The sequence below is a fragment of the Acinetobacter higginsii genome, assembly GCF_000369845.1.
GTDB classification, from domain to species: domain Bacteria; phylum Pseudomonadota; class Gammaproteobacteria; order Pseudomonadales; family Moraxellaceae; genus Acinetobacter; species Acinetobacter higginsii.
Window position 1 is genome coordinate 199,595 of sequence record NZ_KB850212.1, and the last position, 21,985, is coordinate 221,579.

The window sequence follows — 21,985 nt, forward strand, 5'->3', positions numbered from 1 at the left end:
TAAGCACACATGTTAAGATAAAGCATCAAAATTAAAAACAAGCTAGGGCTTGAGCATGAGAAGAACATTAGGTTTGATGTCTGTTCTGATCGCATCAACGGGGATTTTTGCAACTGAACTACCAGTGGAACAGCAGGGTGAGCGAGTTGCTCCTATTCATTCAGCATTACAAAAAAGCAAGGATTCTCTGATTAAACAGTCTACGAAAAAAGCAGATATTGATGAAGAAGTTGATACTCAGGCTTTGAAATTAGGTGGGATTCATCGTCGAGAAGATGCTAGACAATACCTTGAGTTAAAAAATGAAATAGAAGAGAGCCGTGAACAGCCCGATGATAAAACCAAAAATCAGAAAGAAATATCCAATGTGATGACACAGAAGTAGATTTTATTTGATGTCTGGGGACAAATTAATTCTGTAGCTATCAAGCTGTTCACGCCAGTGCCATAATCACCAGATAATTTTTCATTTCGCTGATGCTGGAGTGTCCGATTAGCGCTGAGAAGGAACTCAAATGAGCAGAAATTATTGGGAAGAAGTGTATCAATCCAAACAAGCTGACCAAGTGAGTTGGTATCAGCAACACCCAAGTAAAACAATTGAGTTGATGCAATCTCTGGATGTGCCGTTGCATGCCAAGCTGATTGATGTGGGCAGTGGCGCCTCTCTCTTGATTGATCATCTGCTTGAAGCTGGATATCAATCTTTATATGTGCTTGATTTATCCGAAACTGCATTAGATATAACCCGTGCAAGGTTAACTGCAAAGAGCTTAGACAGTCGCCATGTGCATTGGTTAGTTGCAGATGTGTGTACGGTTGCACTTGCGTCTCAATTTTTTGATGTGTGGCATGATCGTGCGGTATTTCATTTTATGCTGACAGAGATACAACAGGAACAATATCTACACAATCTACGTCAAACATTAAAGCCAAGCGGATATCTGATTTTGTCTACTTTTGCTGAAGATGGGCCAACACAATGTAGTGGCTTAACGGTAGAGCGTTATAGTTTGGCTAAGTTGAGTCACAAACTGGACAAGGATTTTATATTGCTACATCACGAGATAGAGCTACATATTACCCCTTGGGGCACAGAGCAAAAATTTCTCAATACGATCTGGCAATTCAGAAACTAATATTTTAAAAGATCTACCGCTCATTTAAATGATGACGAGAGGTGAATTATTTTGAAACGTTTTAAACGTAAATGTAACTCGATGGTTAATTAAATATTAACGGAATTTATAAATTAAAAGTTAATTTCAATGGCTTAGCGGTTTAAACAATAAAAAGATAATACTTATAACTCTTGTTACAACGATTTTATCGACAAGTTATCGAAAATTTCCCATAGTCCTATGAACCTATAGATATTGGGAGAACTGTTATGGATAAGATTACAGTCATCGTCAAGGACCAAGAAGAAAACGAATCGATTGTCGTTGCACAGCTGAATGATTTAGAAGATCGTGATATTCCTTTTTTTAAACGGGTTGAACATATTGAAGTAGAAGGAAATATCATTTTTCCGAATATTGACTTACTTTTTGAAAGTGATACTGACGGTAAAATTTATAAGTTGGTTGCACCTGTGAATGACAAAAGATTTATCTGAATTTAAACCGATGATTCAACCTTATAAAAAGGCCCACTGATGCGATTGCAATCTGTGGGTTTTTATTTGAGAGTATTAAAATAATGTACAAGTTGAAGCGTATTTAAGTTGAAAATAAAGAGCTTGTTGAGTGAGATCATGGTACAAGCTCTTTTTATAGCGCAAGGTCATATTGAATCGATATGTTTTTATCAATGAATGGGGTTAAGACCTTTAACAATGTCATTAAACTCTGAACCATTTAACCAAAAAGATTTCTTTAAAAAAAGTGTGGTCATAATACTTTCTGCGGCTTCACTATTTTGGTTGTCACAAAATAGTCCGTAGCTATCACCTAACACAGTATTGTTCTCGATCAGGCGAATAAAGAAAGCATGTTGTTCGTCAGCATAACCAAGAATAGCATCACGTCGATTGTTCATTTTTCATGTCTCCACATCAAAAATATTTGAATAAAACTTAACTGCTGAGAGATCAAATAGATTAATGAATTAGATCAATGGCTTAACATTTTTGAGCTGAGTAAAAATAAGATAAGTCATTCATTTAAAACATTAATTTTAGTTTGTCTTATACATCCTTGTCTAAGTTAAACAAGCTAAAATCTGATCTATGGATTCATTGTTATGCAAAATTAATTGTACGTCAACTTGAATTTGTAACTTTTTCAAGTTAAATTATTTGAAAGTATTTTAAGCTTGGGTAGGGGGAAGTTATGTCCAAAAAAACTGAATTTGAGCATGGAGGGGCAAGAAGCAATGCTGGGCGGAAGGCACAGTTCACTGAGCCGACCAAAGTCATCCGTGTTCCCGAATCTCAAGTTGATTTCATCAAAAATTGGTTACTGAATAATGTCAAAACTGGTACTCAAACTGATTTGACGACATCAATGAAAATACAGAATGTCCAAGCTAAGAATGATCGACTTTATCACATTCCATTGGCAACGGAACGTGTTGCCGCCGGTTTTCCGTCGCCTGTCCAAGACCATGTTGAACAAGCTTTAGATTTAAATGAATTTTTAATTCGTAACGAAAATTCTACTTTCATTGTGAAAGCAAATTCACTTTCAATGTTAGATGCAGGCATTGATATCGATGATCCTTTGGTGGTAGATCGTAGTCTTCCTGCCAAATCTGGGGATATTGTAATTGCCTTGATTGACAATGATTTTACCGTGAAGCGTTTAATGGTTGATCACCATTTCAGCCCACCTAAAGTGTGGTTAAAAGCTGAGAATCCTGACTACCAGAATATTTATATTAGCGAGGGACAAGAGTTACTGATCTGGGGTGTTGTGACCTATAACCTGAAACCGATGAGATAAGCCCATGAGTCTGCCACAACGTATTTTTGCTTTGATTGATGTAAATAACTGCTATGTTAGTTGTGAGCGCGTGTTTAATCCAAAGCTGGAAAATCGTCCTGTGGTGGTGTTGTCCAATAACGATGGTTGTGTGGTTTCCCGTTCTTATGAGGCGAAACAGCTCGGTATTCGGATGGCTGTGCCTTTTTTTCAGATTGAAGAGATTATTCAACGGCATCAAGTCGAAGTTTTTTCAAGTAATTATGCCTTGTATGCGGAAATGTCGCGCCGTTTCATGAATATATTGGGCAGCTTTGTCGATCCATGCGAGCAGGAAGTGTATTCAATAGATGAATGTTTTCTAGAGTTAACCGCCTATCAACAAAGTTATGATCTTACTGCTTATGCGCATCAGATTTTAGATACCGTCAAAAATTGGTTAGGCTTGCCGTGCTGTATCGGGATTGGTTATTCCAAAACTCAAGCAAAACTCGCCAATAATCTCGCCAAAACCCATGCCTGTTTTAATAGTGTCTGTAATATCGTTGCTGAAGATCCCTGCGTGATTGAAGATTTGTTGCAGCATATGCCCGTAGGGGAAGTGTGGGGTGTGGGTCGTAAGATTCGACAACGTTTGGAAAAAATGAATGTCTACTCGGTGATGGATTTGCTGCAAGCAGATGCAAAAATGATGGGAAAGTATTTTTCAGTGCTGATGGAAAATACCGTCAAAGAATTACAAGGTATGGCTTGCTTAGAACTTGAGGATGTTGTGACAGACCGTCAACAGGTGTTGAGTAGTCGTTCATTTGGACAGCCGATTCAGGAGAAAAGTGATTTAAGTGGCGCACTGACTGAATTTAGTTTACGTGCCATAGAGCGCTTACGCCATCAGAAACTATTATGTAAGGCGGTTGGGGTAAGTATTCGTACTAACCGCTTTAATAAGGATCAGTATTATCGACCTTATACGGTCGTCTATTTGCCTGACTACAGTGATGATCGTTTAGAGATTATCAAAGCGGTACAGCAGGGGCTTGATCGCATTTTTCAAGCTGGGCATCGTTATAAAAAAGCGCAAGTGATCTTGTTAGACATCATTCCGCAACATAGCCATGCTGTGGATTTATTTCATGATACCGATGAACTGATTGCTCGTCGTAACCTCTCTACAACTTTCGATGGAATTAATGAAAAGTTCGGACGGGACACCATGACGTTGGGGCGTTTAATCACCCCTCATGGGAGGGCATGGCGTATGACGCAAAATCATAAATCACCAAGTTATTTGACTAATTGGGATCAAGTTTTAAAGATTGGATAATGATTTTTGTATAGATGGGTGGTTAATTGGCACTGAGCTGAGATGGGAATACCGCGACCAACAGATCAATGGCTAAACGCGTTTTAAGTGGCATATAGCTTAAAGCAGGCCAAACCACATGAATCGGGAAATCGACACTGGAAAACTCTGCCAATACCTGAACTAAACTGCCATCCTGTAGTTCTTTATGAATCAGCCAGTCAGGAAGCCATGCAATTCCTTGATCTAATAACACTGTATTTTTAATCGCCTGCATATCATTTAACAGCAATTTTGCTTTGGGTTTGATGGCATACAGTTGTTTGTTTTTATCTTGAAGATGCCATTTCGGTGGGGACCCAGAATAAGGATAAGCAATGGCCGTGTGCTGTTGTAGATCATCCAAGTCCTTCACTGTGCCTGATTGCTGTAGATATTTGGGTGTGGCACAGAGTAGCATCCGATGATCGCCTAGCTTTCTCGCAATCAAATGATGGCTATCTGGTAAAGCGCCGATACGAATAGCTAAATCAAAACCATCTTCGACCAAATCGACAGTTCGGTCATTAAAAGAGAGTTCTACCTGCAAATCAGCATGCTGTTGCGCCAGTTCAATCATCATTGGGGCAACATAGAGTTGTCCAAACAGAACTGGGGCCGAAATTCTTAATAAGCCCGTTGCACTGATTTTACCCTGATCCAACAAGCTTTCAGCGGCATGGATTTCTGCAATAGCACGCTGACTGTGCTCATAAAACAGCGTACCTTCGGCTGTTAAGCTGAGGGTTCGAGTAGTACGCTTAAATAAAGTCACGCCCAAACGTTGTTCTAAACGCGCAATGCTTTTACTCACAGCCGAGCGGGTCAGATGTAGTTGTTCAGCAGCATTGCTAAAGCTTCCTGCCTCGACCACCGTCACAAAGATTGAAATCGTACTCAGCTCAGTTTGCATGATTGTAGAATTTTTGGAATCAATTCACTGAAATAGTATCACTACTGGCGATTAAAATGTAATAGTAAGATAGCTCCATCAAGATATGGAGAACAAACATGGCGAAAGTGTTGGTATTGAAATCAAGCATTATGGGTGATCAATCACAGACGAGCCGTTTGATCGATGCATTTTTAAAACAACGTGCAGAAGCAGGCGTACAGGATGAAGTAATCATTCGTGATTTAACCACGCTTAACTTACCTGTACTGGATGCTGAAATTTTCCATGCACTGCGTGGTGCAGAACACGTTGCAGCGCCGATACAAAAGATTGTCCAGTTATCGGATGAGTTGATTGCAGAACTTAAAGCAACGGATCTATTGTTGATCGGCGCGCCGATGTACAACTTGAATGTGCCAACACAGTTGAAAAACTGGTTCGATTTGGTGGCGCGTGCCCGCCATACTTTTAGATATACCGAAACTTATCCTCAAGGTCTGGTTGAAGGTGTCAAGGCAATCGTGATGAGCAGCCGTGGTGGTATTCACCTTGGGCAAGTGACGGATGCAGTAACGCCTTATCTACAGTCTGTTTTAGGCTTAATGGGGATTCATGAAGTGAGCTTCGTTTATGCGGAAGGTCTGGATATTCCTGCTTTAAAGGTGGATGCATTAAAAGATGCACATCTAAAAGCCCAACAGGTTGCTGTTTAAAAAAATACCCCTTACTACCGAGACTTGGTAGGATCGGACACGCAGGGTGCCTGTTTGTCCGATTTTTTCATATTTAGATGAAATAAGGTTGATCGGCATCTGAGTGTGGTTTATTGAGCCCTAAGTTTTTTCTAGAGGCTAATGCTGGCGTTTGAATAATTTTCACCACGAAGGCAGCGACACTTTTACGTGAGATGACCGTGCCTTTAAAATGCTCATGGCGTTCCGTTGTTTCATAGTCAATTTCATCTTCATCCATGAGTCACGCCGCACGCAAAATACTATAATCCAGATCAGAGGCTTCTAATAAATCTGCTGCTTTACGATATGGGCCAAGGTATTTGCCGATTTCATTGCGATTCCATTCACCAAATTTACCTTTGACTTCATCATAAATGCCTAAGGAGTTGATCAGAATAATACGTTTAACGCCTGCGCCGTGCATAGCTTCAATGATATTCTGTGTTTGCTGTTCTAATTCACCAGCAAGGTTGGCATAAACAATATCTTGACCTTGGACGATCTGTTTTAATTTTTCCAGATCTAAAACATCCGCTTCAATGACTTTTGCATTGTTCGGCAAATCAGTGCCTAATTTTTTTGCATCACGGAGTAATAGCGTTTGAGTCAGTTCAGGCTCGTTGGCTAACATGTTAATGACCCATTGAGCAATTTGACCTGATGCGCCAAGAATTAATACTTTTTTCATTTTGAACTACCTTTATTTCACTTTTTCATTCAAGAAAACACATGTGAATGTCATTTTCTTGATCTTTGATGATTTTATTTAAGCTTAAAAATACGAAAAGGATTGACCTGAAATGCTCAGTTGTTTGCCTAATTTGATGAGCTTGTCGATTTTTGCAGTATCCATAAAAAAGCCCCATCGAAATGAGGCTGATATAACAATTATGATTGAATTAGCGAATATTCTTCCACCACTGTTTAAACGGTTGCTGTTCATTATCCAGCTCAACCAATTCTCCAATCATCGGCGTCGCAAGGCGATATTTTCTGCTTTTTGAATATTCAACAATACGGGTAATCGGTTCATACCAAGCATGCTTGGCCAAACTGAATTTTGAATGGTGTACAGGAATCATATTACGCGCATTCAGTTCTTCAGTGGCTTGGGCAACCTCATCAGGATGGCAATGTACTGAACGCCAAGCGGCGTCATATTGCCCATTTTCCATTAATGCCCAATCAAAGGGACCGTATTTCTGTCCAATCTCGACAAAGTGCTTGTCATAACCACCATCACCGGTGTAGAAAATCTTTTTATTCGGGGATTGAATCACGAAAGAAACCCATAAATTCTTACCACCATCAAAGGCACGTCGTGAATCATGATGGGTGGTTTCAGTGATAATGCTAATCCCATCATCAAACTCGATTCGATCACCCCAATCTCGCTCGATCAGTTTATTTTTGGGATAACCCCAGTATTCAAAGTGTTCACCGACGCCTAGACCAGTAATCACGTATTTAACTTTGTCTTTGAGTTTAAGTGCCGTTTCATAATCTAAATGGTCATAGTGATCATGCGAAATCAGCAAATAATCAATCTCAGGTAAATCCTCAACCCGATAGATATCAGTCCCTTTATAGGCGCGTGTGCCCCAAGGGAAAGGAGAGGCTTTGCCACTCATAACAGGGTCGATCAAAAAGGTTTTACCATGCAACTGCATAAATACCGATGAGTGTCCAAACCAGATCATGACATCTTGTTTTGGATCAAGAGCAAGTAGATTGGTTTTAATGGAAGGAATGGGATCAATCGGATTACGATGAGGAATGGTTTTAATAAAGGTTTTATAGAGTTCAACCGCAATACTAGAGCCTTCGCTCATGCCTGATTTTTCAATTAAATTTCGAAATTGACCTTGGCGATAGTTGGGAGAGCTTTCAATGACTTGTAGTCGTTCACCAGAAGGGATTCTACCGAATAAGGGTTGTTGTGCATATATAACACTCGCTGCAATAAGCAGGGCCACGGCGATCGCAACAAAAAGAATAAGCATAAATGGAGTCAACCTTTTCATTTGAGCATTCGATACGATATTAATAAAAACTAAAAGCGACAAAATGATGAAATATTGTCTAAAAGTCGATGAATGAAAACTTGCCTATTGTTATTGAATATTTGCCTAAACGAACGAGAATTGAATGTGTATTGATGTGATTGAGCAAAAGGAAGTCATTTAGCAGGACTTGGTTTATGCTAGACTATGCAAGGTTACAGTGTTGTAAATCACTGTGAGTCAAGACAACGAGTAGGTAGCATGATCGGGCAGCAAAGAAACATATTGGCAACTTTAGGAATAGATGTTTGGATTCCTAGAGAAGTGGTATGTCAAAAAAATACTGCACCGAACCTATGGCGAGATCAAATTGTTGAAGAAGCTTCGCAACCGTTGACACCGATATTAGATGTCGTACCAACGCCAAAAGAAATTCAAGTTGCATCGCGACCAACATTAGCGATCACTGAAAAAGAAATTCCTCAGCCTACAGAAATTATTGCCAAGCCTGTTGTAAAAGAAGCTGTTGTTGAAAAAGAACAGATTGTTATTACAACGCAGATTCAGGCATTTGAACTGCAAATGTATGTTTTAGAAAACTGTGCCATTTTGTTGGAAAGCAGTCAGCTCAGCGATGCACAAAGGCAGCTCTGGCAAAATATTCAAAAGGCACGATTGGGTCAATACGCAGAGTTGAAATGGCCATTTCCCTTGGCTGCATTTCAAGAGAGCAGAGGACTACCATCCTATATTCAAGGCTTTCTGGATGCTACTGCAAGCGGCAGAAAGATATTATGCTTAGGTCAACTGGACTTTATTCAGCATTCTAATATATTACATTTAGCGAGTTTAGAAGAAATGCTGGCTCAACCTGTCTTGAAAAGACGATTGTGGCAGCTCATGCAATAAAGAACGGAAATCGAATCATGAAGAAAGTCGTTGTATTCAGCCAAATAGATCAGGACGTGATAGCGCAGTTACAGCAAGATTATCAGGTGGTGGTGCTCAATCCTAAGCTTGGTGATATCAATGAACAGATTCGGGCCGAAGTCGTTGATGCCGATGCCATGATAGGTGCAGGGCGTTTACTCAATGAAAGCAACTTAGCACCTGCACAAAAACTTAAAATTATTTCGACCGTGTCGGTTGGCTATGATAATTATGATGTCGCCTATCTCAATCAAAAGAAAATTTGGCTTGCCAATACGCCACACGTTTTAACGGAAACCACAGCCGATCTAGCCTTTAGCTTGTTACTGAGTGCCGCACGTAAGATTCCACAATTAGATGCTTGGACTAAGCAAGGGCAGTGGAAGCGTACCGTTGCGACGGAACAATTTGGGGTAGATGTTTTCGGCAAAACCCTTGGTATTATTGGCTTGGGTAATATTGGAGCCGCGATTGCCCGTCGTGGTTTTTATGGTTTCAATATGAATGTTTTGTACCATAATCGCCGTGAAAAGATTGAGGTGGCTCAGGCCTTCAATGCACAGTATCGTGATTTAGATCAGTTATTGCAGCAATCTGATTTCATTGTAGTGGCCGTTGATTTGAATACTGAGTCTAAAGCACTGATTGGTGCAGAACAGTTTGATTTAATGCAGAAACATGCAGTGTTTGTGAATATTGCTCGCGGTTCGGTGGTGGATGAACATGCATTGATTGAAGCATTACAGCAAAATAAAATCTTTGCCGCAGGTTTGGATGTGTATGCCAAGGAACCACTACAAAGTTCTCCATTATTTGAGCTAGCAAATGCCGTGACTGCACCACATATCGGTTCGGCAACTGCTGAAACACGTCAGAAGATGGTCAACCTTGCCTATCAGAATTTGATTGATGCATTAGAAGATCGTACACCTCGCTATTTAGTGAATCCGAAGTTTGAATAATTGCTTACAATGCTGATCATTTGATTGCTGCATTATTGTGCGGCCTCATCTTTTTAAATTGATTAATATTGGTACACTTGCGCCCTTTGTGACTTCGTCTTGGGGTGTCTGGTGTTCGAGAAATTAGCTGAACAAAGTTTGGGTTTAATGGGCTGGGAAATTGACAATCATTGGGATTTAAATATTGACCAATGCGTCATGATTGCGGCCCCGCATACCAGCAATTGGGATGCTTTATATGCCCGTTTAGCATTGAAAGCCTTGGGTGTTAATGTGCGCCTGACCATCAAAGACAGTTATATGAAATTGCCATTTGGTCCTTTTGTGCGTGCAATGGGGGGGATCGGTATTGATCGTCGTGCCAAGCATGAAGGTCAAGAACGTCCAAGTATGGTTCAGCTGATGAGTGATTTATTTAAGACGCACCCTAAGTTAGTCATGCTAGTGACTCCAGAAGGAACGCGTGCTAAACAAGAGCAATGGAAAACTGGTTTTTATCATTTGGCAATAACAGCGGGTGTACCGATTGCACTTGCGTATATGGACTATGCCAAGAAAAAAACAGGTGTAGGAAAAATTGTTTATCCTACAGGGGATTATGAAAAGGATATGACCGAGATCATGTCTTTTTATGCCACGATCAATGCGAAATTCCCAGAGAAATTTAGTGTAGATCAGCGTTACGTCGCGGCAGAGTAATTCAGTCGATTTCAAAAATCATAAAGTAAGGCGGGATTTTCCTGCCTTTTATAACACTTTGTTGCAAATTTCTCCTTTTTTCAATGCTATATTAAATTTCTTTATTAAAATCATAGAGAAACCACTTGAGATCGTTCCTGCTCGCCTGTGGCCTTTTCGCCACAACTCAACTGAGTCACACTGAGGTTTTTTTGCCTGCGCATAGTGCTGGGCAAACAGAAGTGCCTGAAATTGGCAGCGGTATAGGTTTACTCGATCAACAAAAAGAAAAATTTATTGGCGAAAAAGTCTATCGTGAAGTACATCGTCAAATGCCAACGGTGCAAGATGCATGGTTGGAGGATCAGTTCTTGCAGGTCTTTTCAGGTATTTTAAGTCAGACTCAACTTGGTCAACCGATTGGCTTGGTGATTATTAAAGATCCTCAAATTAATGCCTTTGCCGTTCCTGGTGGTTTATTTGCATTGAATACAGGTTTGATTACTTCAGCTAAAAATCTGGATGAGATTGCTGGGGTTATGGCGCATGAGATTGCACACGTTGCACAGCGACACTATAGCCGCTCTCAAGAAGCATTTAAGGGGCAAGGTTTGCTTGCATTGGCGGGGATTCTTGTTGGGGCTGCCATTGCATCTCAAGCCGATGGCAATGCGGGTGCAGCGGTAATGATGGGGACCCAAGCGGCATTGATGGATAAGCAGTTGAGTTATAGTCGTAATCAGGAACGTGAAGCGGATCGTATCGGGATGCAGTTTATGTATGCTGCAGGTTATAACCCACAGAGTATGGCAGATTATTTTGAAACCATGCATCGTGCCACCAGTCGTGTTAGCTTTTTACCAGACTTCTGGTTTACCCATCCTTTAACCACTGAGCGGATGAGCGAAGCACGTTTACGTGCTAATCAATTACCGAAAGTGAAGTCAAAAATTTACGATCTCGATTTTGAAATTTTAAAACTCTATACCTTAGTGGTTTCAAGTCAGGCCACTGAACTTCAATTACAGTCAATGGCAAATCAAAAAAATACAGCTGCACAATTGGCATTGAGCAAGTTCTATCTTGAACAAGGTGACTACGCACAAGCACAGGCCAATTTGGATTTAGTAAAGCCGAAACTCAAGAATCATGTGCTGATTCCTTTGATCCAAACTGATATTTATTTGGGCCAAAATAAGTTAGATCAGGCCTATGCCACAATTAATCCGATTCAAAAGACCATGCCGGAGAATAGAGCCTTGTCCTATAAGTTGGCGGAAGTTTTGATTCGCCAAGGGCAAGTTGCACAGGCACAAACTTTGGTACAACGCTTTATCCACAAAAACCAGCGTGATATAGAAGGCTGGCAATTACTGCAACAAGCCACCAATTTAGATAAGAGTTCACCATTACAAGCAGTCAATGTATTGGGTTATCGTGCAGAGGCAGAGTATTGGTCGGGTTACGAAGAAAATGCAATTAAATCGATGTTACACGCACAACGGTTGGCGAAAGGGAATTTAGCCATGTCAGCCAAGATTGATGCGCGTTTAAAACAGATGCAAGATGAACGCCGTATGCGACTGTAATCGACTTCCTTAGTTGATATTTACTGAGACGTATTCAGTTTAGAAAGAGTAATAACGATATGGAAATCAAACTAGAAAAATTTCATAGGCATGACTTTAAGCTTTATTACCAACTGGTTGGAAATGAAAAAGTTATGGCGATGATTACAGAAAGAGCGATTCCTGAAGAAGAGGCGATGAAAGATTTTCAGTTGCTTATCGTCAATAATCGATTACATCCGAAATTTGGTCATTTTAAAATATTAGATGTGAATACTAATGAATATATAGGCTTAGCGAAATTGGAAATCAAAAACTTGAATGACAATGAGGTTGAGTTGGGGTATATGCTTTTACCAAGTTATTGGGGAAAAGGTATAGCTCGTAAAGTTAGTCAACAGCTACTGAGTGATGCCAAAAAGCAAAATTCAATTCATCGGATATTTGCGATTATTGACCCTAACAATATCGCATCACGTAAAATTTTAACAAGTCAGGGATTCATTCATACAGCGTTCAAAGATTATGATGGGCTTGCTGGTGAAATACTTGAACTAAAGCAGAGCCTTATTTAACTTATATCAAACCATAAAACTTAAAGACGACTTATATTTATAAAACTGAGGGGAAAATTGTTATGATCAAAGGGCAATGTTTGTGTGGTGCTGTGCAGTATCAATATCATGCAGAAATTGAAAACAGCATTTTATGTTATTGCAGTCATTGCCAACAGGCACAAGGTTCAATTGCAGGGTGGAACAGCCCGATTGAGCAAAGCAAATTTGAGTTAATTTCTGGGCAAGAGCAACTGAAAGAATATTTTCATACAGTTAACAAGGCGCGTGTATTTTGTCAAAATTGTGCCAGTCCGCTCTATTCTTATCGAAAGGATTTGCCTGATGTAATTCGTTTACGCCTAGGCACTGTGACAGAAGGTAATATACCCGCACCGAAGGAAGAATTTTTTCTGGAGCATAAACCAAAATTTATTGAATTAAGATAAGATGACGTGCGTAAGCAATTGCTGAGAAGTTAGAACATTTATGAAGAAAATTTTAGTTTTTATTTTTGCGATCAGCAGTGTGGGGATCAGCTCAGCAGCATCGATTGAGCAATATGCAAACTCAGTGGATAAAATTCGTGGTGTATATGCACAGGATATCCGCAGCTTTTTACGGAGTCTGAATCCACAAACGTCACAATTTACGCCTGAGCAGCAAGCAAAGTACTGTCAGATTAATCAGCGTTATATTCAGGATATGTCTGATGCGATTGAACAAAATCGTTCATCATTACCAACGCAATATGCCAACATGAGCAAGCAGGATTTAATCAAGCAGGTGGTTGAATCAAAAGAAATGCAAATGCTTGCGAAATATAATGTTCAGTGTGATTTTAAATAATATGGTGATATCAGAACAGCTTGAAAATATTTTTACAGAAGAAATTGTATTTAAAGATGTAAGAGGCCACTTGGTGGGTTTCTTAAAAGAATCAAAAGCGAAAACTATCGTTTTAAATTATGATGATGTGGGCGAAAAAGTCACAAATAAGAGTTGTATAGATGAAATAGATTTTAAGATTGAAGCGATTGTTTACCAAAATAATTGTCTACTTGGATATAGTACTGTCAGAATATATGTAGCTTTAGGTGAATGTCATATAGAAAAAGCGAGTGGAGTCGTATCTTCAGAATTGGGAAATTTAATTTTGTATTATAGTATGGACAGCGTAGAAGAAGGCGAAATATACGCATATTCTTCAGATCTTATTTATCAGTCTACTTAAATTTGCTGATCTGTAAGTAAATATAAATAGATCTAGTAAGACAAAAAAGTGTTTGGAACTAACACAAAAGTAAGCATTAAAATTTTGGCTTAGCTTAATTTTGCTTTAATTTTAGCAGATACTTGTGCAGGATCGGCACGCCCGGCTATGATCGGACGTAGAGAATTCATCACCTTACCCATATCTTTCATGCTAGTAGCTTCTTGAGCAGCAATCGTTTGCTCAATGATGGAATCAAGTTCTTCCTCAGTCATAGCTGCTGGTAGAAATTGAGAAATAACCTCAACTTCGGCTTGTTCCTTACTAGCTAAATCATCTCGACCAGCGCCAGAAAAGGCCTTGATCGATTCTTTACGTTGTTTAATTTGCTTTTCAATGACCGCAAGAACCTGAGCATCGTCAAGCTCAATGCGCTCATCGACTTCGATTTGCTTAATTGCTGCTTGTACACCACGAATAACCGTTACTGTTGCCATATCTTTGGCACGCATTGAATTTTTTAACACGTCAGTAATTTGGTTTTTTAAAGTATTCATAGTCTCTTCAGCAGTCAATCACAAATTAATTAGTAAAGGCGAGTAGTACGTACAGATTCGCGAGTCAATTTCTTTTGATAACGCTTAACTGCAGCAGCTTTTTTGCGCTTACGTTCTTGAGTTGGTTTCTCATAGAATTCGCGCTTACGAACGTCAGCTAAAACACCCGCTTTTTCGCATGAACGTTTGAAACGACGGATAGCTACGTCTACTGGTTCGCCTTCTTTCAACTTAACTTGTGGCATGTAAAATCCTCTAAGATGATGGATAAGATCTAACGCACTATTGCACTAGATCGCAAGTGAAGGTCAGTATTTTACTCATTTACAACTCAGATCACAAGTCTATAATAGCTCAGATATTACTTTTGATCGTTGTAAAGGCAGTTTAATGATTGTTTTGGGCTTAGAAACTTCGTGTGATGAAACTGGGTTAGCACTCTATGATAGCGAGCTCGGCTTACGTGGACAGGTTCTATATAGCCAGATTAAATTGCATGCCGAATATGGTGGCGTCGTTCCTGAATTGGCTTCACGTGACCATGTTCGCAAGATGATTCCTTTGATTAATCAACTGCTTGAGCAAAGTGGTGTCAAAAAACAAGAAATTGATGCAGTTGCCTATACTCGTGGTCCTGGACTGATGGGCGCACTAATGACAGGTGCTTTATTTGGCCGCAGTTTGGCATTTGCATTTAATAAACCTGCGATTGGTGTGCATCATATGGAAGGTCATATGCTTGCACCATTACTTTCGGAAACTCCACCGGAATTTCCGTTTGTGGCTTTATTGGTTTCAGGTGGGCATACTCAATTAATGGCGGCCTATGGCATCGGTCAATATGAATTGCTTGGTGAATCGATTGACGATGCAGCGGGTGAAGCCTTTGATAAAGTCGCAAAAATGATGAAGCTGCCTTATCCGGGCGGTCCAAATATTGCGAAGTTAGCCTTGCAAGGTGATGCAAAAGCATTTGAATTCCCAAGACCAATATTGCATCAAGGTTTGGATTTTTCTTTTAGTGGTCTTAAAACTGCAGTTTCAGTACAACTGAAAAAGTTAGGTGAAGAAAATCGTGATGCGGATGTGGCTGCATCTTTCCAAGAGGCAGTTGTAGATACACTCGCTAAAAAATCAGTGAAAGCTTTAAAACAAACGGGTTTAAAACGTTTGGTGATTGCTGGCGGTGTCAGTGCAAATCTGCGTTTGCGTGAACAATTAGAAACTTCACTGGCAAAGATCAAGGCACATGTTTATTATGCCGAGCCCGCATTGTGCACAGACAATGGCGCCATGATTGCCTTTGCTGGATATCAACGTTTAAAAGCAGGGCAACATGATGGTTTGGCGGTGACGACAACACCAAGATGGCCAATGACTGAGTTACAACCAACCTAAATGCAACGCATTCTTCTAAATTGATCCTTAGATTATGGATCAATTTAGACCATTCTTATATTTAAAAATCAAATTCTTGATTTATGTACATGGCAAAGAGTTAAAGTCGACGCTATCGTATTAGAGTATTGGATAAATTATTTATTTTTGATGAGCTAAAACTCATTGTGGAGTACAAAAGTTGAAAATTTCTTATATTTTTACATGTGGCCGATTAGAGTCTTTATTTAAGATTCTCTGCCTCACTCAACAAGGTGAGAAAAAGGTCGAGTCAAAAGAAAAAGTCGTTGAACAATATAGAAAAGATATCGCTTTAGGGCGTCCTTTTGAAGAAACTGAACTTTATCAAATAATTGAAAAAAGTGAAGAAAAAATTGTCATTAATCGCTTGAGCAATATTCTTCGAGAAAAACCTACTCAGCAGAAGAGTAGCTTTGATGCAGACGAATATAAGACAGGTGCATGGTCTGAGTTTAGTGATTATAAGCTGGCAGTTCGATTTTCAAATGCGAAAACTGAGTTAAGTGAAAAACACTTTGCGAAAACTGGTGAATACATGACCAGTCGTGGTGTCGCAAAATTGACAGGTTTCAATCCAAGCAACATTAAGAATATGTTGCATCATAAAAGAAGTGTAGTGAGAAAAATGCTCACCACATTGGAAAAATTAGCCAGAGAGTATTGATCTTTAAATCTTGAAATGGATGCAGAGGAAATCTATTGCTCTGCATCTTTTATAATTAATATTTTAATTATCAAATAATTATATTGTATTTTTTTAATAATATATAAATAAAAAGGAGTGAATCATGTGGGTGGTTAAAGCAGCCAATGGCTGTGCATGGTTAAGTATTCTGCTTATTATTGCGGCTACAGGCTTTTCAATCTATGTTCTCAGTATTCCATGTACAACGGATCGAATCTGTGAAATGCCCCCAATTCATTTATTCTTTTTTTTGGTACTGTTGGTCTCGACTGTTTGTAATCTTATTGGCATGGTACTGTCTGCGATAGCAAAGGATGGCGAGCAACCCGTTAAAGAATCAGCAAAAGCAGCATTGTTCTTTAACGGGAAAGTGATTGCATTTAACTTGGTATGTACAATATTCCTACTTTTTATTTTAATGGTCTAGAACATCTTTTAGCTGATTTGTTTTGAACGATCTGCTTTTGACAATACTGCCAGACAAACAAAAATCAAAGCCATTCCAATCCAACCAATCGGGGCGAGTTGTTCACCGACTAATAATACTGCAAACAAAGCGGCAACCAGTGGTTCAAACAAGGTCAGTGTGGTCGCGGTACTGGCTGAAATGGTCTTTAAAGCATAGCCAAATAACAGATAACCGAGAAACATCGGGATCAGCATCATATAGCCCACAACATACAAATTCACAGGTTCATCAAACAGGTTTGAACCCGTAAAAAATAATGTCGGTAGTAAGATTAAAGCACCAAAACCAAAAATTAATCCCATAGATGCTTTTGAGTCGACACCACGATCAATCATCTTTTTTGCAGCCCAAGAATATAACGAATAGGTTAGGGCTGCGATCAGTCCAAGAATAATGCCAATGCTTTTTTGGTCTGCCGCAATCGTTTGTGCAGATGCTTGGGAGTGTGACTCTCCTAGAGAGAGCAGCAAGACACCAGCGACGCCAAAGATAAAGCTGATAAACCACTTGCCAGACAGTGCTTTTTTATCAAAGAACTTCTCCAGTATTGCCGTAAATAAAGGGGCTGATCCGATTGAAACTACTGTACCAATGGTAATCCCTGCCATACGCATCGACGAATAGAAAGCCAGTGGATAAATCGCAACCGAGACCATGCCAATCAACAATAATGGATAGTAAGAGCGAATTTGAGGTAAATGACTGCGGATATTTTTATGGGCCAATAAAGCTTGTAATAAACCACCGCCGCCCATTGCAATTGCGCCAATCGCTAAGGGACTTAGATTTGGAGCATAAGAAGCGGCTGTGCCTGTCGTTCCCCATAAAATAGAGGCAATGAGGACGGCAATAAAACCAGAATGAGCACTGAGGCGAAAAGAGGTGCTACTCACTTTGAAACCTCTTGCGCTAATAGGCTCTGAACTATTTGTTTTGCAGCAAATACTTTGTCACTTGAACTTTCTAAACCGGCACGGGCAATCGAACCCTCCAAGATAAATGAAATCAGTAGTGCCAGTTCTTTGACTCGTTGTGGGTTGGTGCTGAGCTGCTGTAAATGACCCGCTAAAATCGCTTCAATTTCATCTTTATGCTGTTTAACCGCCAAACGTTCAGGACTATGTGCAGGGAATTCTGCGGCTGCATTGAGTAGGCCACAACCACGAAAGCCTTTTTCATAAGCAAATTCTGCGTGATCCTGATAAGCATCAAAAACCGCCAAAATACCGTCAATCGGGGTTTGGATTTGAGCTTTTCTCTTTTCATATAAATCCAGCCATTCTTGATGGCGAGCTTCGATGTAGCAGGTGATCAGATCTGATTTGGTGGCAAAATTATTGTACAGCGACATTTTTGCCACATTGGCTTTCTCTGTAATGCTATTGATGCCTGTATTGCTAATGCCATCGTTATAAAACAATGTAGAAGCTGCATCCAAGATTTTTTGTTTTGCTGATTTAGTGTTCATAGTAAAAAATTATTTATGTATACCGATCTACCTAATTTTATTGAAAAGTAAATTATTTGCAAGGGGAAATTGGAATTTCATTGAATTTAGATGAACAGGATGGCATCGATTAAAACGCTGACATTACGCTTTAATCGATAGATGGATTATTCAATATTTTTCTTACTGTGGATAAAAGCCAATCCATACACAGGCCATTTCTTCTCGGATTTAAGGTTATTGACCAACCATGCCACCATGACGAGTGCAATAGAGCCTAATAACACGGGGAAAAATAAGAAACTCCATTGGTATTGAATGGTATTGGCTGTTAGCAAGATCACCAATGGATTTGCGCCAGCAGGTGGATGAACACAACGCAGAAGTTGCATGGCTGCGATGGCACAACCGACAGAAAGCGCAATGCTCAAAGCTGATGTACCAAAAACTTTAAGAAACAGTAAGCCAATAAATGCTGAGACAAAATGTCCCAAAATTACATTGCGAGGTTGAGCCAAAGGCGATTGCGATACGGCATATAAGATGACACAGGTTGCGCCAAAAGGAGCCATGATAAATAGATTGTGGGTGAATTTACTGAGCAGGATTAAGATCAAGATGCTTAAGGTGCCGCCAATTAAACTTCTTATAATATCAATGGATTGGGGTAAGGGAGCAAGATGTTCTCTACCGTTGAATAAAGATAACATGGTGATCTCACGACTGGGTTGCTTTATGGCGATAATAGAACTAAAATTATAAATAGTACAGATCTGTACTATTTTAAATGAGTAAATCTTTATGTCGAAGTCTGCTGATAAAATTTTGCATACCGCAGAAAAATTATTTTATGGAAATAGTTTTGTTGGTGTCGGGGTCGACCTTATTCGAGATGAATCTGGCTGTTCAAAAACCACGATGTACACCTATTTCAAAAACAAAAATCAATTGGTGAAGTCAGTCTTAGAAGCACGTGATGAAAAGTTTAGGCAGCGTCTATTGGATTATGTGGCGGAGGCAACAGGGCGAGAGGCATTGAACAGGTTGATCGATTGGCACTTATTATGGTTTCAAGAAGATAACTTTAAAGGATGTTTATTCGTCAGAGCTGTGGCTGAGTCGCATTTGGGTGATCAAGACATCATCTCTGTGTCTAAAGAACATAAAGTTTGGATTAGAAACTTGATTACGGAATATTTGCAATCTTATTCAAAAACAGAGATGTTGGTTGAAGTGACGTATACGCTGATTGAAGGGCTCATTAGCCGATTCTTGGTCGAAGGTTATGATGCAAAGGTGGCAGCCGAGATCAAGGATTCAATTAACCAATTGATTGATACTTTGAACCCTCAGAGCAACTAGATTGCAAAGGGAAATGATGAGCCTTTGACGTTTTAGCAAAGACTCATCAACGTGTTCAGTTTATTTAATCCTTAAATGCATTCTGATCTTCTACATCCACATATTCGATATAACCACGGCCTTGAACAGGGGTATTTAAATATTCACCTGTGAAGGTATAAGCACTGGCATAGCCAATGCCATGACCATAACGGAATGGACTATCAATTTCTGCGGTAATATCTAAAACTTTCTGATCAGCATCATCCTTGACGGACCAAGAGAACAATTGCGGTAAGCGCATTTTCTTACCACTTGGTGAAACATAGTCATCGACTTGATGTGCAATCACCTTGAATTCGACATTGGTATAGACTTCAGCAGGCATGTCGGTATGTCGAACATGCAATGTATAGGCTGCTGGTTGACCCAAAATATCAGCTTTAGTGAGTAATAATTGGGTGCTATCCGTCAAATTGATAATTTGATAGGTAAAGAAATCGAGTGGTAATTTATACGGTTCAGGGAGTAGCTTTTTCACGACTCCGTGTGCACCTGTAGCGCGGGCATATTCATAGGTACATAAGCCTTCGGCAGGCGTGATTTTACCTTGATACTCAAGCTGACCTTTGAAGTTTGCCAATAAACTAAAATGATCATAAATCGGGGTTTTGATAAACCATGAGATTTGATTGGTGACATCTAAATCAAATTCAAAGCTGAGTCCATGGTAGGCACCTTTGAGATGAATATTCGGTAGAGTTCCTTGGATCGAAACTTCTTCACCGAGCTCAATAGTTGTCCCATTGTCTTGAATATTGGTCTGTTCTGGAATGATATAAGCTTTGAGTAGATGCTCATCTACCGCAGCAGTACTAGAGAAAAACGTTGCAGTCTTTCTTGGGTCACCTAAGGTAATATCATCATGGTCAAATGCAAGTGCCCCTGGTGTACCCAATAAAATCATAATATTTAAATAACGATGAGGCTCAGGCAGCAGAGGAAAGAAGATCCCATAATGTGTCCAGGTATAAAAAATCCCATCAGTGCGTGGGCGAATGATGTCTGGTTCTGAAAAGGGTGTTGTTGAATATTTTACCGCTTTATCAAGCGTACCTTGTGCCAATAACAGGCTTTTACCCAAAATTTTGCTGGTCAGGGATGTCGGTGGCAATTGTTTCTTCATCTTGTTTCCTAAACTCAATCCATGCTGTGACAGCTAGATTATGAGAAACAATTGCCAATGCTAAGCGGAAATAAGGACAAAGCTACGGCTTTTCAGGACATTTACGCAGAGGCTTTGTTCGACAATTTTTCTAGATTTTGTGAGCCAATCCAGTGCTTTGAGAACTGATAGGCTGCACGTCCAGAACGCTGACCACGAGCTTGGCACCATTTCAAACTTTCACCACGAACCAGATCGTTATATTCCAAGCCAGCTTTCACAATGTAGTGCTCTACAATTTGTAAATACAACTGTTGATCCATTGGATAGAAGGAGAGCCACATTCCAAAACGATCCGAGAGCGAAATTTTTTCCTCGATGGCTTCCTGTGGATGGAGTTCTGTATATTGCGGTACATCAACCTTACGTACCGGTGTGTTTTCGTGCATAAACTCAGGCAGTAAATGACGACGGTTACTGGTTGCATAGATAATAAAATTGCTTGAGCCTGATTGCAGTGAACCATCTAAGACGCTTTTTAAACTACGATAATTTTCATCTTCGGCATTGAAAGCCAGATCATCGCAATAAACGATAAATTTTTCAGGACGATGTTCAATCAGCTTTTGAATTTTGGGTAAATCAGATAAATCATCACGCTCAATTTCAATCAAGCGTAAACCCTGAGTTGAATACTCGGTGAGAAGCGCACGTACAATCGATGATTTTCCAGTACCACGAGAACCTGTCAGTAAGACATCATTGGCAGGTAGGCCATTCAGGAACTGTAGGGTATTTTGAATGATCTTGTCTTTTTGGCGCTCAATGCCTTTTAAGTCTTCCAAATGCATTTTCTTAGGTTGTTGTATGGCGACCAGCTGCTGATTTTCCCAACGGAATGCGATTGCTGAAAAGTCAGTGGGTTGCTTTGGTGCAGGGAGAACTTGCTGAAGCTGTGTTAAAACACTTGATAGCGATTGAAGAATAGATTCGGGTAAATCAAGGATAGCCATACATATAAACCAAACTCAATGATGAATAGGGATACTATCACTGCTATTACCGAAATAAAGAAAATATCATCAGAAATATCGAAATA

The 21,985-nt window shown here is 39.8% G+C and carries 28 protein-coding genes and 1 pseudogene; 18 read left to right on the forward strand and 11 right to left on the reverse strand.

Translation table 11 applies throughout. The annotated features are described in order from the left end of the window. Positions 1-55 precede the first annotated feature (55 nt). The 3 genes from F885_RS14385 (at position 56) to F885_RS14375 (ending at position 1,618) form a co-directional block, all read left to right on the forward strand. Positions 56-385, forward strand: a complete 330-nt coding sequence (locus tag F885_RS14385) for a hypothetical protein (RefSeq protein ID WP_005202563.1) — start codon at positions 56-58, stop codon at positions 383-385. Positions 386-515: 130 nt separating this feature from the next. Then, the gene (locus F885_RS14380; protein ID WP_005202564.1) at positions 516-1,139 is read left to right on the forward strand and encodes a class I SAM-dependent methyltransferase; all 624 of its coding nucleotides are present in this window, start codon (positions 516-518) and stop codon (positions 1,137-1,139) included. Positions 1,140-1,390: 251 nt separating this feature from the next. Then, positions 1,391-1,618: a hypothetical protein gene (locus F885_RS14375; RefSeq protein WP_005202565.1), complete on the forward strand. Its 228-nt coding sequence runs from the start codon at positions 1,391-1,393 to the stop codon at positions 1,616-1,618. 191 nt (positions 1,619-1,809) lie between these two features. On the opposite strand, the gene F885_RS14370 is transcribed toward F885_RS14375, so the two are convergent. Next, positions 1,810-2,040 (reverse strand): hypothetical protein, encoded by a 231-nt coding sequence (locus tag F885_RS14370; RefSeq protein WP_004652770.1) that lies wholly within the window; start codon positions 2,038-2,040, stop codon positions 1,810-1,812. A 293-nt stretch (positions 2,041-2,333) separates the two neighbouring features. Here F885_RS14370 and F885_RS14365 point away from each other — a divergent pair, with 293 nt between their 5' ends. Further along, the gene (locus F885_RS14365; RefSeq protein WP_005202567.1) at positions 2,334-2,945 is read left to right on the forward strand and encodes a LexA family protein; all 612 of its coding nucleotides are present in this window, start codon (positions 2,334-2,336) and stop codon (positions 2,943-2,945) included. A 4-nt stretch (positions 2,946-2,949) separates the two neighbouring features. Next, positions 2,950-4,248, forward strand: coding sequence for a Y-family DNA polymerase (locus tag F885_RS14360; protein WP_005202568.1), 1,299 nt, complete (start codon positions 2,950-2,952; stop codon positions 4,246-4,248). Positions 4,249-4,270: 22 nt separating this feature from the next. Here the strand turns inward: F885_RS14360 and F885_RS14355 are convergent, their stop codons facing one another. Further along, entirely contained in the window at positions 4,271-5,179 is a 909-nt protein-coding gene (locus tag F885_RS14355) for a LysR family transcriptional regulator (protein WP_005202569.1), read from the reverse strand. Between the two features lie 98 nt (positions 5,180-5,277). On the opposite strand from F885_RS14355, the gene F885_RS14350 reads away from it, so the two are divergent. After that, positions 5,278-5,874: an FMN-dependent NADH-azoreductase gene (locus tag F885_RS14350; protein WP_005202570.1), complete on the forward strand. Its 597-nt coding sequence runs from the start codon at positions 5,278-5,280 to the stop codon at positions 5,872-5,874. 73 nt (positions 5,875-5,947) lie between these two features. Here the strand turns inward: F885_RS14350 and F885_RS0120090 are convergent. After that, positions 5,948-6,583: pseudogene (locus F885_RS0120090) on the reverse strand (SDR family oxidoreductase). Between the two features lie 211 nt (positions 6,584-6,794). Next, on the reverse strand, positions 6,795-7,898 hold the full coding sequence (locus F885_RS14345; RefSeq protein WP_005202573.1) for an MBL fold metallo-hydrolase: 1,104 nt from the start codon (positions 7,896-7,898) through the stop codon (positions 6,795-6,797). 261 nt (positions 7,899-8,159) lie between these two features. Here F885_RS14345 and F885_RS14340 point away from each other — a divergent pair, with 261 nt between their 5' ends. The 8 genes from F885_RS14340 to F885_RS14305 all read left to right on the forward strand — a co-directional run bounded on the left by F885_RS14340 (position 8,160) and on the right by F885_RS14305 (position 13,824). Next, positions 8,160-8,807: a hypothetical protein gene (locus tag F885_RS14340; RefSeq protein ID WP_005202575.1), complete on the forward strand. Its 648-nt coding sequence runs from the start codon at positions 8,160-8,162 to the stop codon at positions 8,805-8,807. A 17-nt stretch (positions 8,808-8,824) separates the two neighbouring features. Beyond that, entirely contained in the window at positions 8,825-9,790 is a 966-nt protein-coding gene (locus F885_RS14335; RefSeq protein ID WP_005202578.1) for a 2-hydroxyacid dehydrogenase, read from the forward strand. Positions 9,791-9,901: 111 nt separating this feature from the next. Beyond that, positions 9,902-10,489: a 1-acyl-sn-glycerol-3-phosphate acyltransferase gene (locus F885_RS14330; RefSeq protein WP_005202579.1), complete on the forward strand. Its 588-nt coding sequence runs from the start codon at positions 9,902-9,904 to the stop codon at positions 10,487-10,489. Between the two features lie 170 nt (positions 10,490-10,659). After that, on the forward strand, positions 10,660-12,057 hold the full coding sequence (locus tag F885_RS14325; protein WP_374755509.1) for a M48 family metalloprotease: 1,398 nt from the start codon (positions 10,660-10,662) through the stop codon (positions 12,055-12,057). A 59-nt stretch (positions 12,058-12,116) separates the two neighbouring features. Further along, the gene (locus F885_RS14320; protein WP_005202581.1) at positions 12,117-12,611 is read left to right on the forward strand and encodes a GNAT family N-acetyltransferase; all 495 of its coding nucleotides are present in this window, start codon (positions 12,117-12,119) and stop codon (positions 12,609-12,611) included. Positions 12,612-12,673: 62 nt separating this feature from the next. After that, entirely contained in the window at positions 12,674-13,039 is a 366-nt protein-coding gene (locus F885_RS14315) for a GFA family protein (RefSeq protein WP_005202582.1), read from the forward strand. 40 nt (positions 13,040-13,079) lie between these two features. Further along, positions 13,080-13,439, forward strand: coding sequence for a hypothetical protein (locus F885_RS14310; RefSeq protein ID WP_005202584.1), 360 nt, complete (start codon positions 13,080-13,082; stop codon positions 13,437-13,439). After that, entirely contained in the window at positions 13,417-13,824 is a 408-nt protein-coding gene (locus tag F885_RS14305; protein WP_005202585.1) for a hypothetical protein, read from the forward strand. Before F885_RS14310 ends, F885_RS14305 begins: the two co-directional genes overlap by 23 nt. Positions 13,825-13,913: 89 nt before the next feature. Here the strand turns inward: F885_RS14305 and F885_RS14300 are convergent, their stop codons facing one another. Then, positions 13,914-14,360, reverse strand: coding sequence for a GatB/YqeY domain-containing protein (locus F885_RS14300; RefSeq protein WP_004808327.1), 447 nt, complete (start codon positions 14,358-14,360; stop codon positions 13,914-13,916). Positions 14,361-14,389: 29 nt separating this feature from the next. Beyond that, positions 14,390-14,605 (reverse strand): 30S ribosomal protein S21, encoded by a 216-nt coding sequence (rpsU, locus tag F885_RS14295; protein ID WP_004652785.1) that lies wholly within the window; start codon positions 14,603-14,605, stop codon positions 14,390-14,392. Positions 14,606-14,750: 145 nt separating this feature from the next. Between rpsU and tsaD the strand changes: the two genes are divergently transcribed. From tsaD to F885_RS14280, 3 genes are all read left to right on the forward strand, one after another. Continuing rightward, positions 14,751-15,758 carry a tRNA (adenosine(37)-N6)-threonylcarbamoyltransferase complex transferase subunit TsaD gene (gene tsaD / locus F885_RS14290; protein WP_005202586.1) on the forward strand — a complete coding sequence of 336 codons (1,008 nt, stop codon included), beginning with the start codon at positions 14,751-14,753 and terminating at the stop codon, positions 15,756-15,758. Positions 15,759-15,939: 181 nt separating this feature from the next. Further along, entirely contained in the window at positions 15,940-16,443 is a 504-nt protein-coding gene (locus F885_RS14285; RefSeq protein ID WP_005202589.1) for a hypothetical protein, read from the forward strand. 124 nt (positions 16,444-16,567) lie between these two features. Then, the gene (locus F885_RS14280; protein ID WP_005202590.1) at positions 16,568-16,891 is read left to right on the forward strand and encodes a hypothetical protein; all 324 of its coding nucleotides are present in this window, start codon (positions 16,568-16,570) and stop codon (positions 16,889-16,891) included. An 8-nt stretch (positions 16,892-16,899) separates the two neighbouring features. On the opposite strand, the gene F885_RS14275 is transcribed toward F885_RS14280, so the two are convergent. The 3 genes from F885_RS14275 to F885_RS14265 all read right to left on the reverse strand — a co-directional run bounded on the left by F885_RS14275 (position 16,900) and on the right by F885_RS14265 (position 19,090). Further along, positions 16,900-17,826, reverse strand: a complete 927-nt coding sequence (locus tag F885_RS14275) for a DMT family transporter (RefSeq protein ID WP_005202591.1) — start codon at positions 17,824-17,826, stop codon at positions 16,900-16,902. Beyond that, the gene (locus F885_RS14270; RefSeq protein WP_005202592.1) at positions 17,823-18,401 is read right to left on the reverse strand and encodes a TetR/AcrR family transcriptional regulator; all 579 of its coding nucleotides are present in this window, start codon (positions 18,399-18,401) and stop codon (positions 17,823-17,825) included. Before F885_RS14270 ends, F885_RS14275 begins: the two co-directional genes overlap by 4 nt. Before the next feature lie 146 nt (positions 18,402-18,547). Then, positions 18,548-19,090 (reverse strand): HPP family protein, encoded by a 543-nt coding sequence (locus F885_RS14265; protein ID WP_005183342.1) that lies wholly within the window; start codon positions 19,088-19,090, stop codon positions 18,548-18,550. A 91-nt stretch (positions 19,091-19,181) separates the two neighbouring features. On the opposite strand from F885_RS14265, the gene F885_RS14260 reads away from it, so the two are divergent. Further along, the gene (locus F885_RS14260) at positions 19,182-19,742 is read left to right on the forward strand and encodes a TetR/AcrR family transcriptional regulator (protein ID WP_005202593.1); all 561 of its coding nucleotides are present in this window, start codon (positions 19,182-19,184) and stop codon (positions 19,740-19,742) included. Between the two features lie 64 nt (positions 19,743-19,806). Here the strand turns inward: F885_RS14260 and F885_RS14255 are convergent, their stop codons facing one another. Next, entirely contained in the window at positions 19,807-20,907 is a 1,101-nt protein-coding gene (locus F885_RS14255) for a DUF6670 family protein (RefSeq protein ID WP_005202594.1), read from the reverse strand. Positions 20,908-21,008: 101 nt separating this feature from the next. Next, the gene (locus F885_RS14250) at positions 21,009-21,899 is read right to left on the reverse strand and encodes an ATP-binding protein (protein ID WP_005183333.1); all 891 of its coding nucleotides are present in this window, start codon (positions 21,897-21,899) and stop codon (positions 21,009-21,011) included. Positions 21,900-21,985: the final 86 nt, after the last annotated feature.

Coding starts and splice junctions, on each gene's coding strand:
- F885_RS14300 (WP_004808327.1), bottom strand. CDS start 14,360: ATGAATACTTTAAAAAACCAAATTACTGACGTGTTAAAAAATTCAATG.
- F885_RS14365 (WP_005202567.1), top strand. CDS start 2,334: ATGTCCAAAAAAACTGAATTTGAGCATGGAGGGGCAAGAAGCAATGCT.
- F885_RS14375 (WP_005202565.1), top strand. CDS start 1,391: ATGGATAAGATTACAGTCATCGTCAAGGACCAAGAAGAAAACGAATCG.
- F885_RS14280 (WP_005202590.1), top strand. CDS start 16,568: ATGTGGGTGGTTAAAGCAGCCAATGGCTGTGCATGGTTAAGTATTCTG.
- F885_RS14260 (WP_005202593.1), top strand. CDS start 19,182: ATGTCGAAGTCTGCTGATAAAATTTTGCATACCGCAGAAAAATTATTT.
- F885_RS14360 (WP_005202568.1), top strand. CDS start 2,950: ATGAGTCTGCCACAACGTATTTTTGCTTTGATTGATGTAAATAACTGC.
- F885_RS14340 (WP_005202575.1), top strand. CDS start 8,160: ATGATCGGGCAGCAAAGAAACATATTGGCAACTTTAGGAATAGATGTT.
- F885_RS14350 (WP_005202570.1), top strand. CDS start 5,278: ATGGCGAAAGTGTTGGTATTGAAATCAAGCATTATGGGTGATCAATCA.
- F885_RS14315 (WP_005202582.1), top strand. CDS start 12,674: ATGATCAAAGGGCAATGTTTGTGTGGTGCTGTGCAGTATCAATATCAT.
- F885_RS14380 (WP_005202564.1), top strand. CDS start 516: ATGAGCAGAAATTATTGGGAAGAAGTGTATCAATCCAAACAAGCTGAC.
- F885_RS14305 (WP_005202585.1), top strand. CDS start 13,417: ATGTTCAGTGTGATTTTAAATAATATGGTGATATCAGAACAGCTTGAA.
- F885_RS14385 (WP_005202563.1), top strand. CDS start 56: ATGAGAAGAACATTAGGTTTGATGTCTGTTCTGATCGCATCAACGGGG.
- F885_RS14320 (WP_005202581.1), top strand. CDS start 12,117: ATGGAAATCAAACTAGAAAAATTTCATAGGCATGACTTTAAGCTTTAT.
- F885_RS14250 (WP_005183333.1), bottom strand. CDS start 21,899: ATGGCTATCCTTGATTTACCCGAATCTATTCTTCAATCGCTATCAAGT.
- F885_RS14335 (WP_005202578.1), top strand. CDS start 8,825: ATGAAGAAAGTCGTTGTATTCAGCCAAATAGATCAGGACGTGATAGCG.
- rpsU (WP_004652785.1), bottom strand. CDS start 14,605: ATGCCACAAGTTAAGTTGAAAGAAGGCGAACCAGTAGACGTAGCTATC.
- F885_RS14265 (WP_005183342.1), bottom strand. CDS start 19,090: ATGTTATCTTTATTCAACGGTAGAGAACATCTTGCTCCCTTACCCCAA.
- F885_RS14255 (WP_005202594.1), bottom strand. CDS start 20,907: ATGAAGAAACAATTGCCACCGACATCCCTGACCAGCAAAATTTTGGGT.
- F885_RS14345 (WP_005202573.1), bottom strand. CDS start 7,898: ATGCTTATTCTTTTTGTTGCGATCGCCGTGGCCCTGCTTATTGCAGCG.
- F885_RS14355 (WP_005202569.1), bottom strand. CDS start 5,179: ATGCAAACTGAGCTGAGTACGATTTCAATCTTTGTGACGGTGGTCGAG.
- F885_RS14310 (WP_005202584.1), top strand. CDS start 13,080: ATGAAGAAAATTTTAGTTTTTATTTTTGCGATCAGCAGTGTGGGGATC.
- F885_RS14370 (WP_004652770.1), bottom strand. CDS start 2,040: ATGAACAATCGACGTGATGCTATTCTTGGTTATGCTGACGAACAACAT.
- F885_RS14270 (WP_005202592.1), bottom strand. CDS start 18,401: ATGAACACTAAATCAGCAAAACAAAAAATCTTGGATGCAGCTTCTACA.
- tsaD (WP_005202586.1), top strand. CDS start 14,751: ATGATTGTTTTGGGCTTAGAAACTTCGTGTGATGAAACTGGGTTAGCA.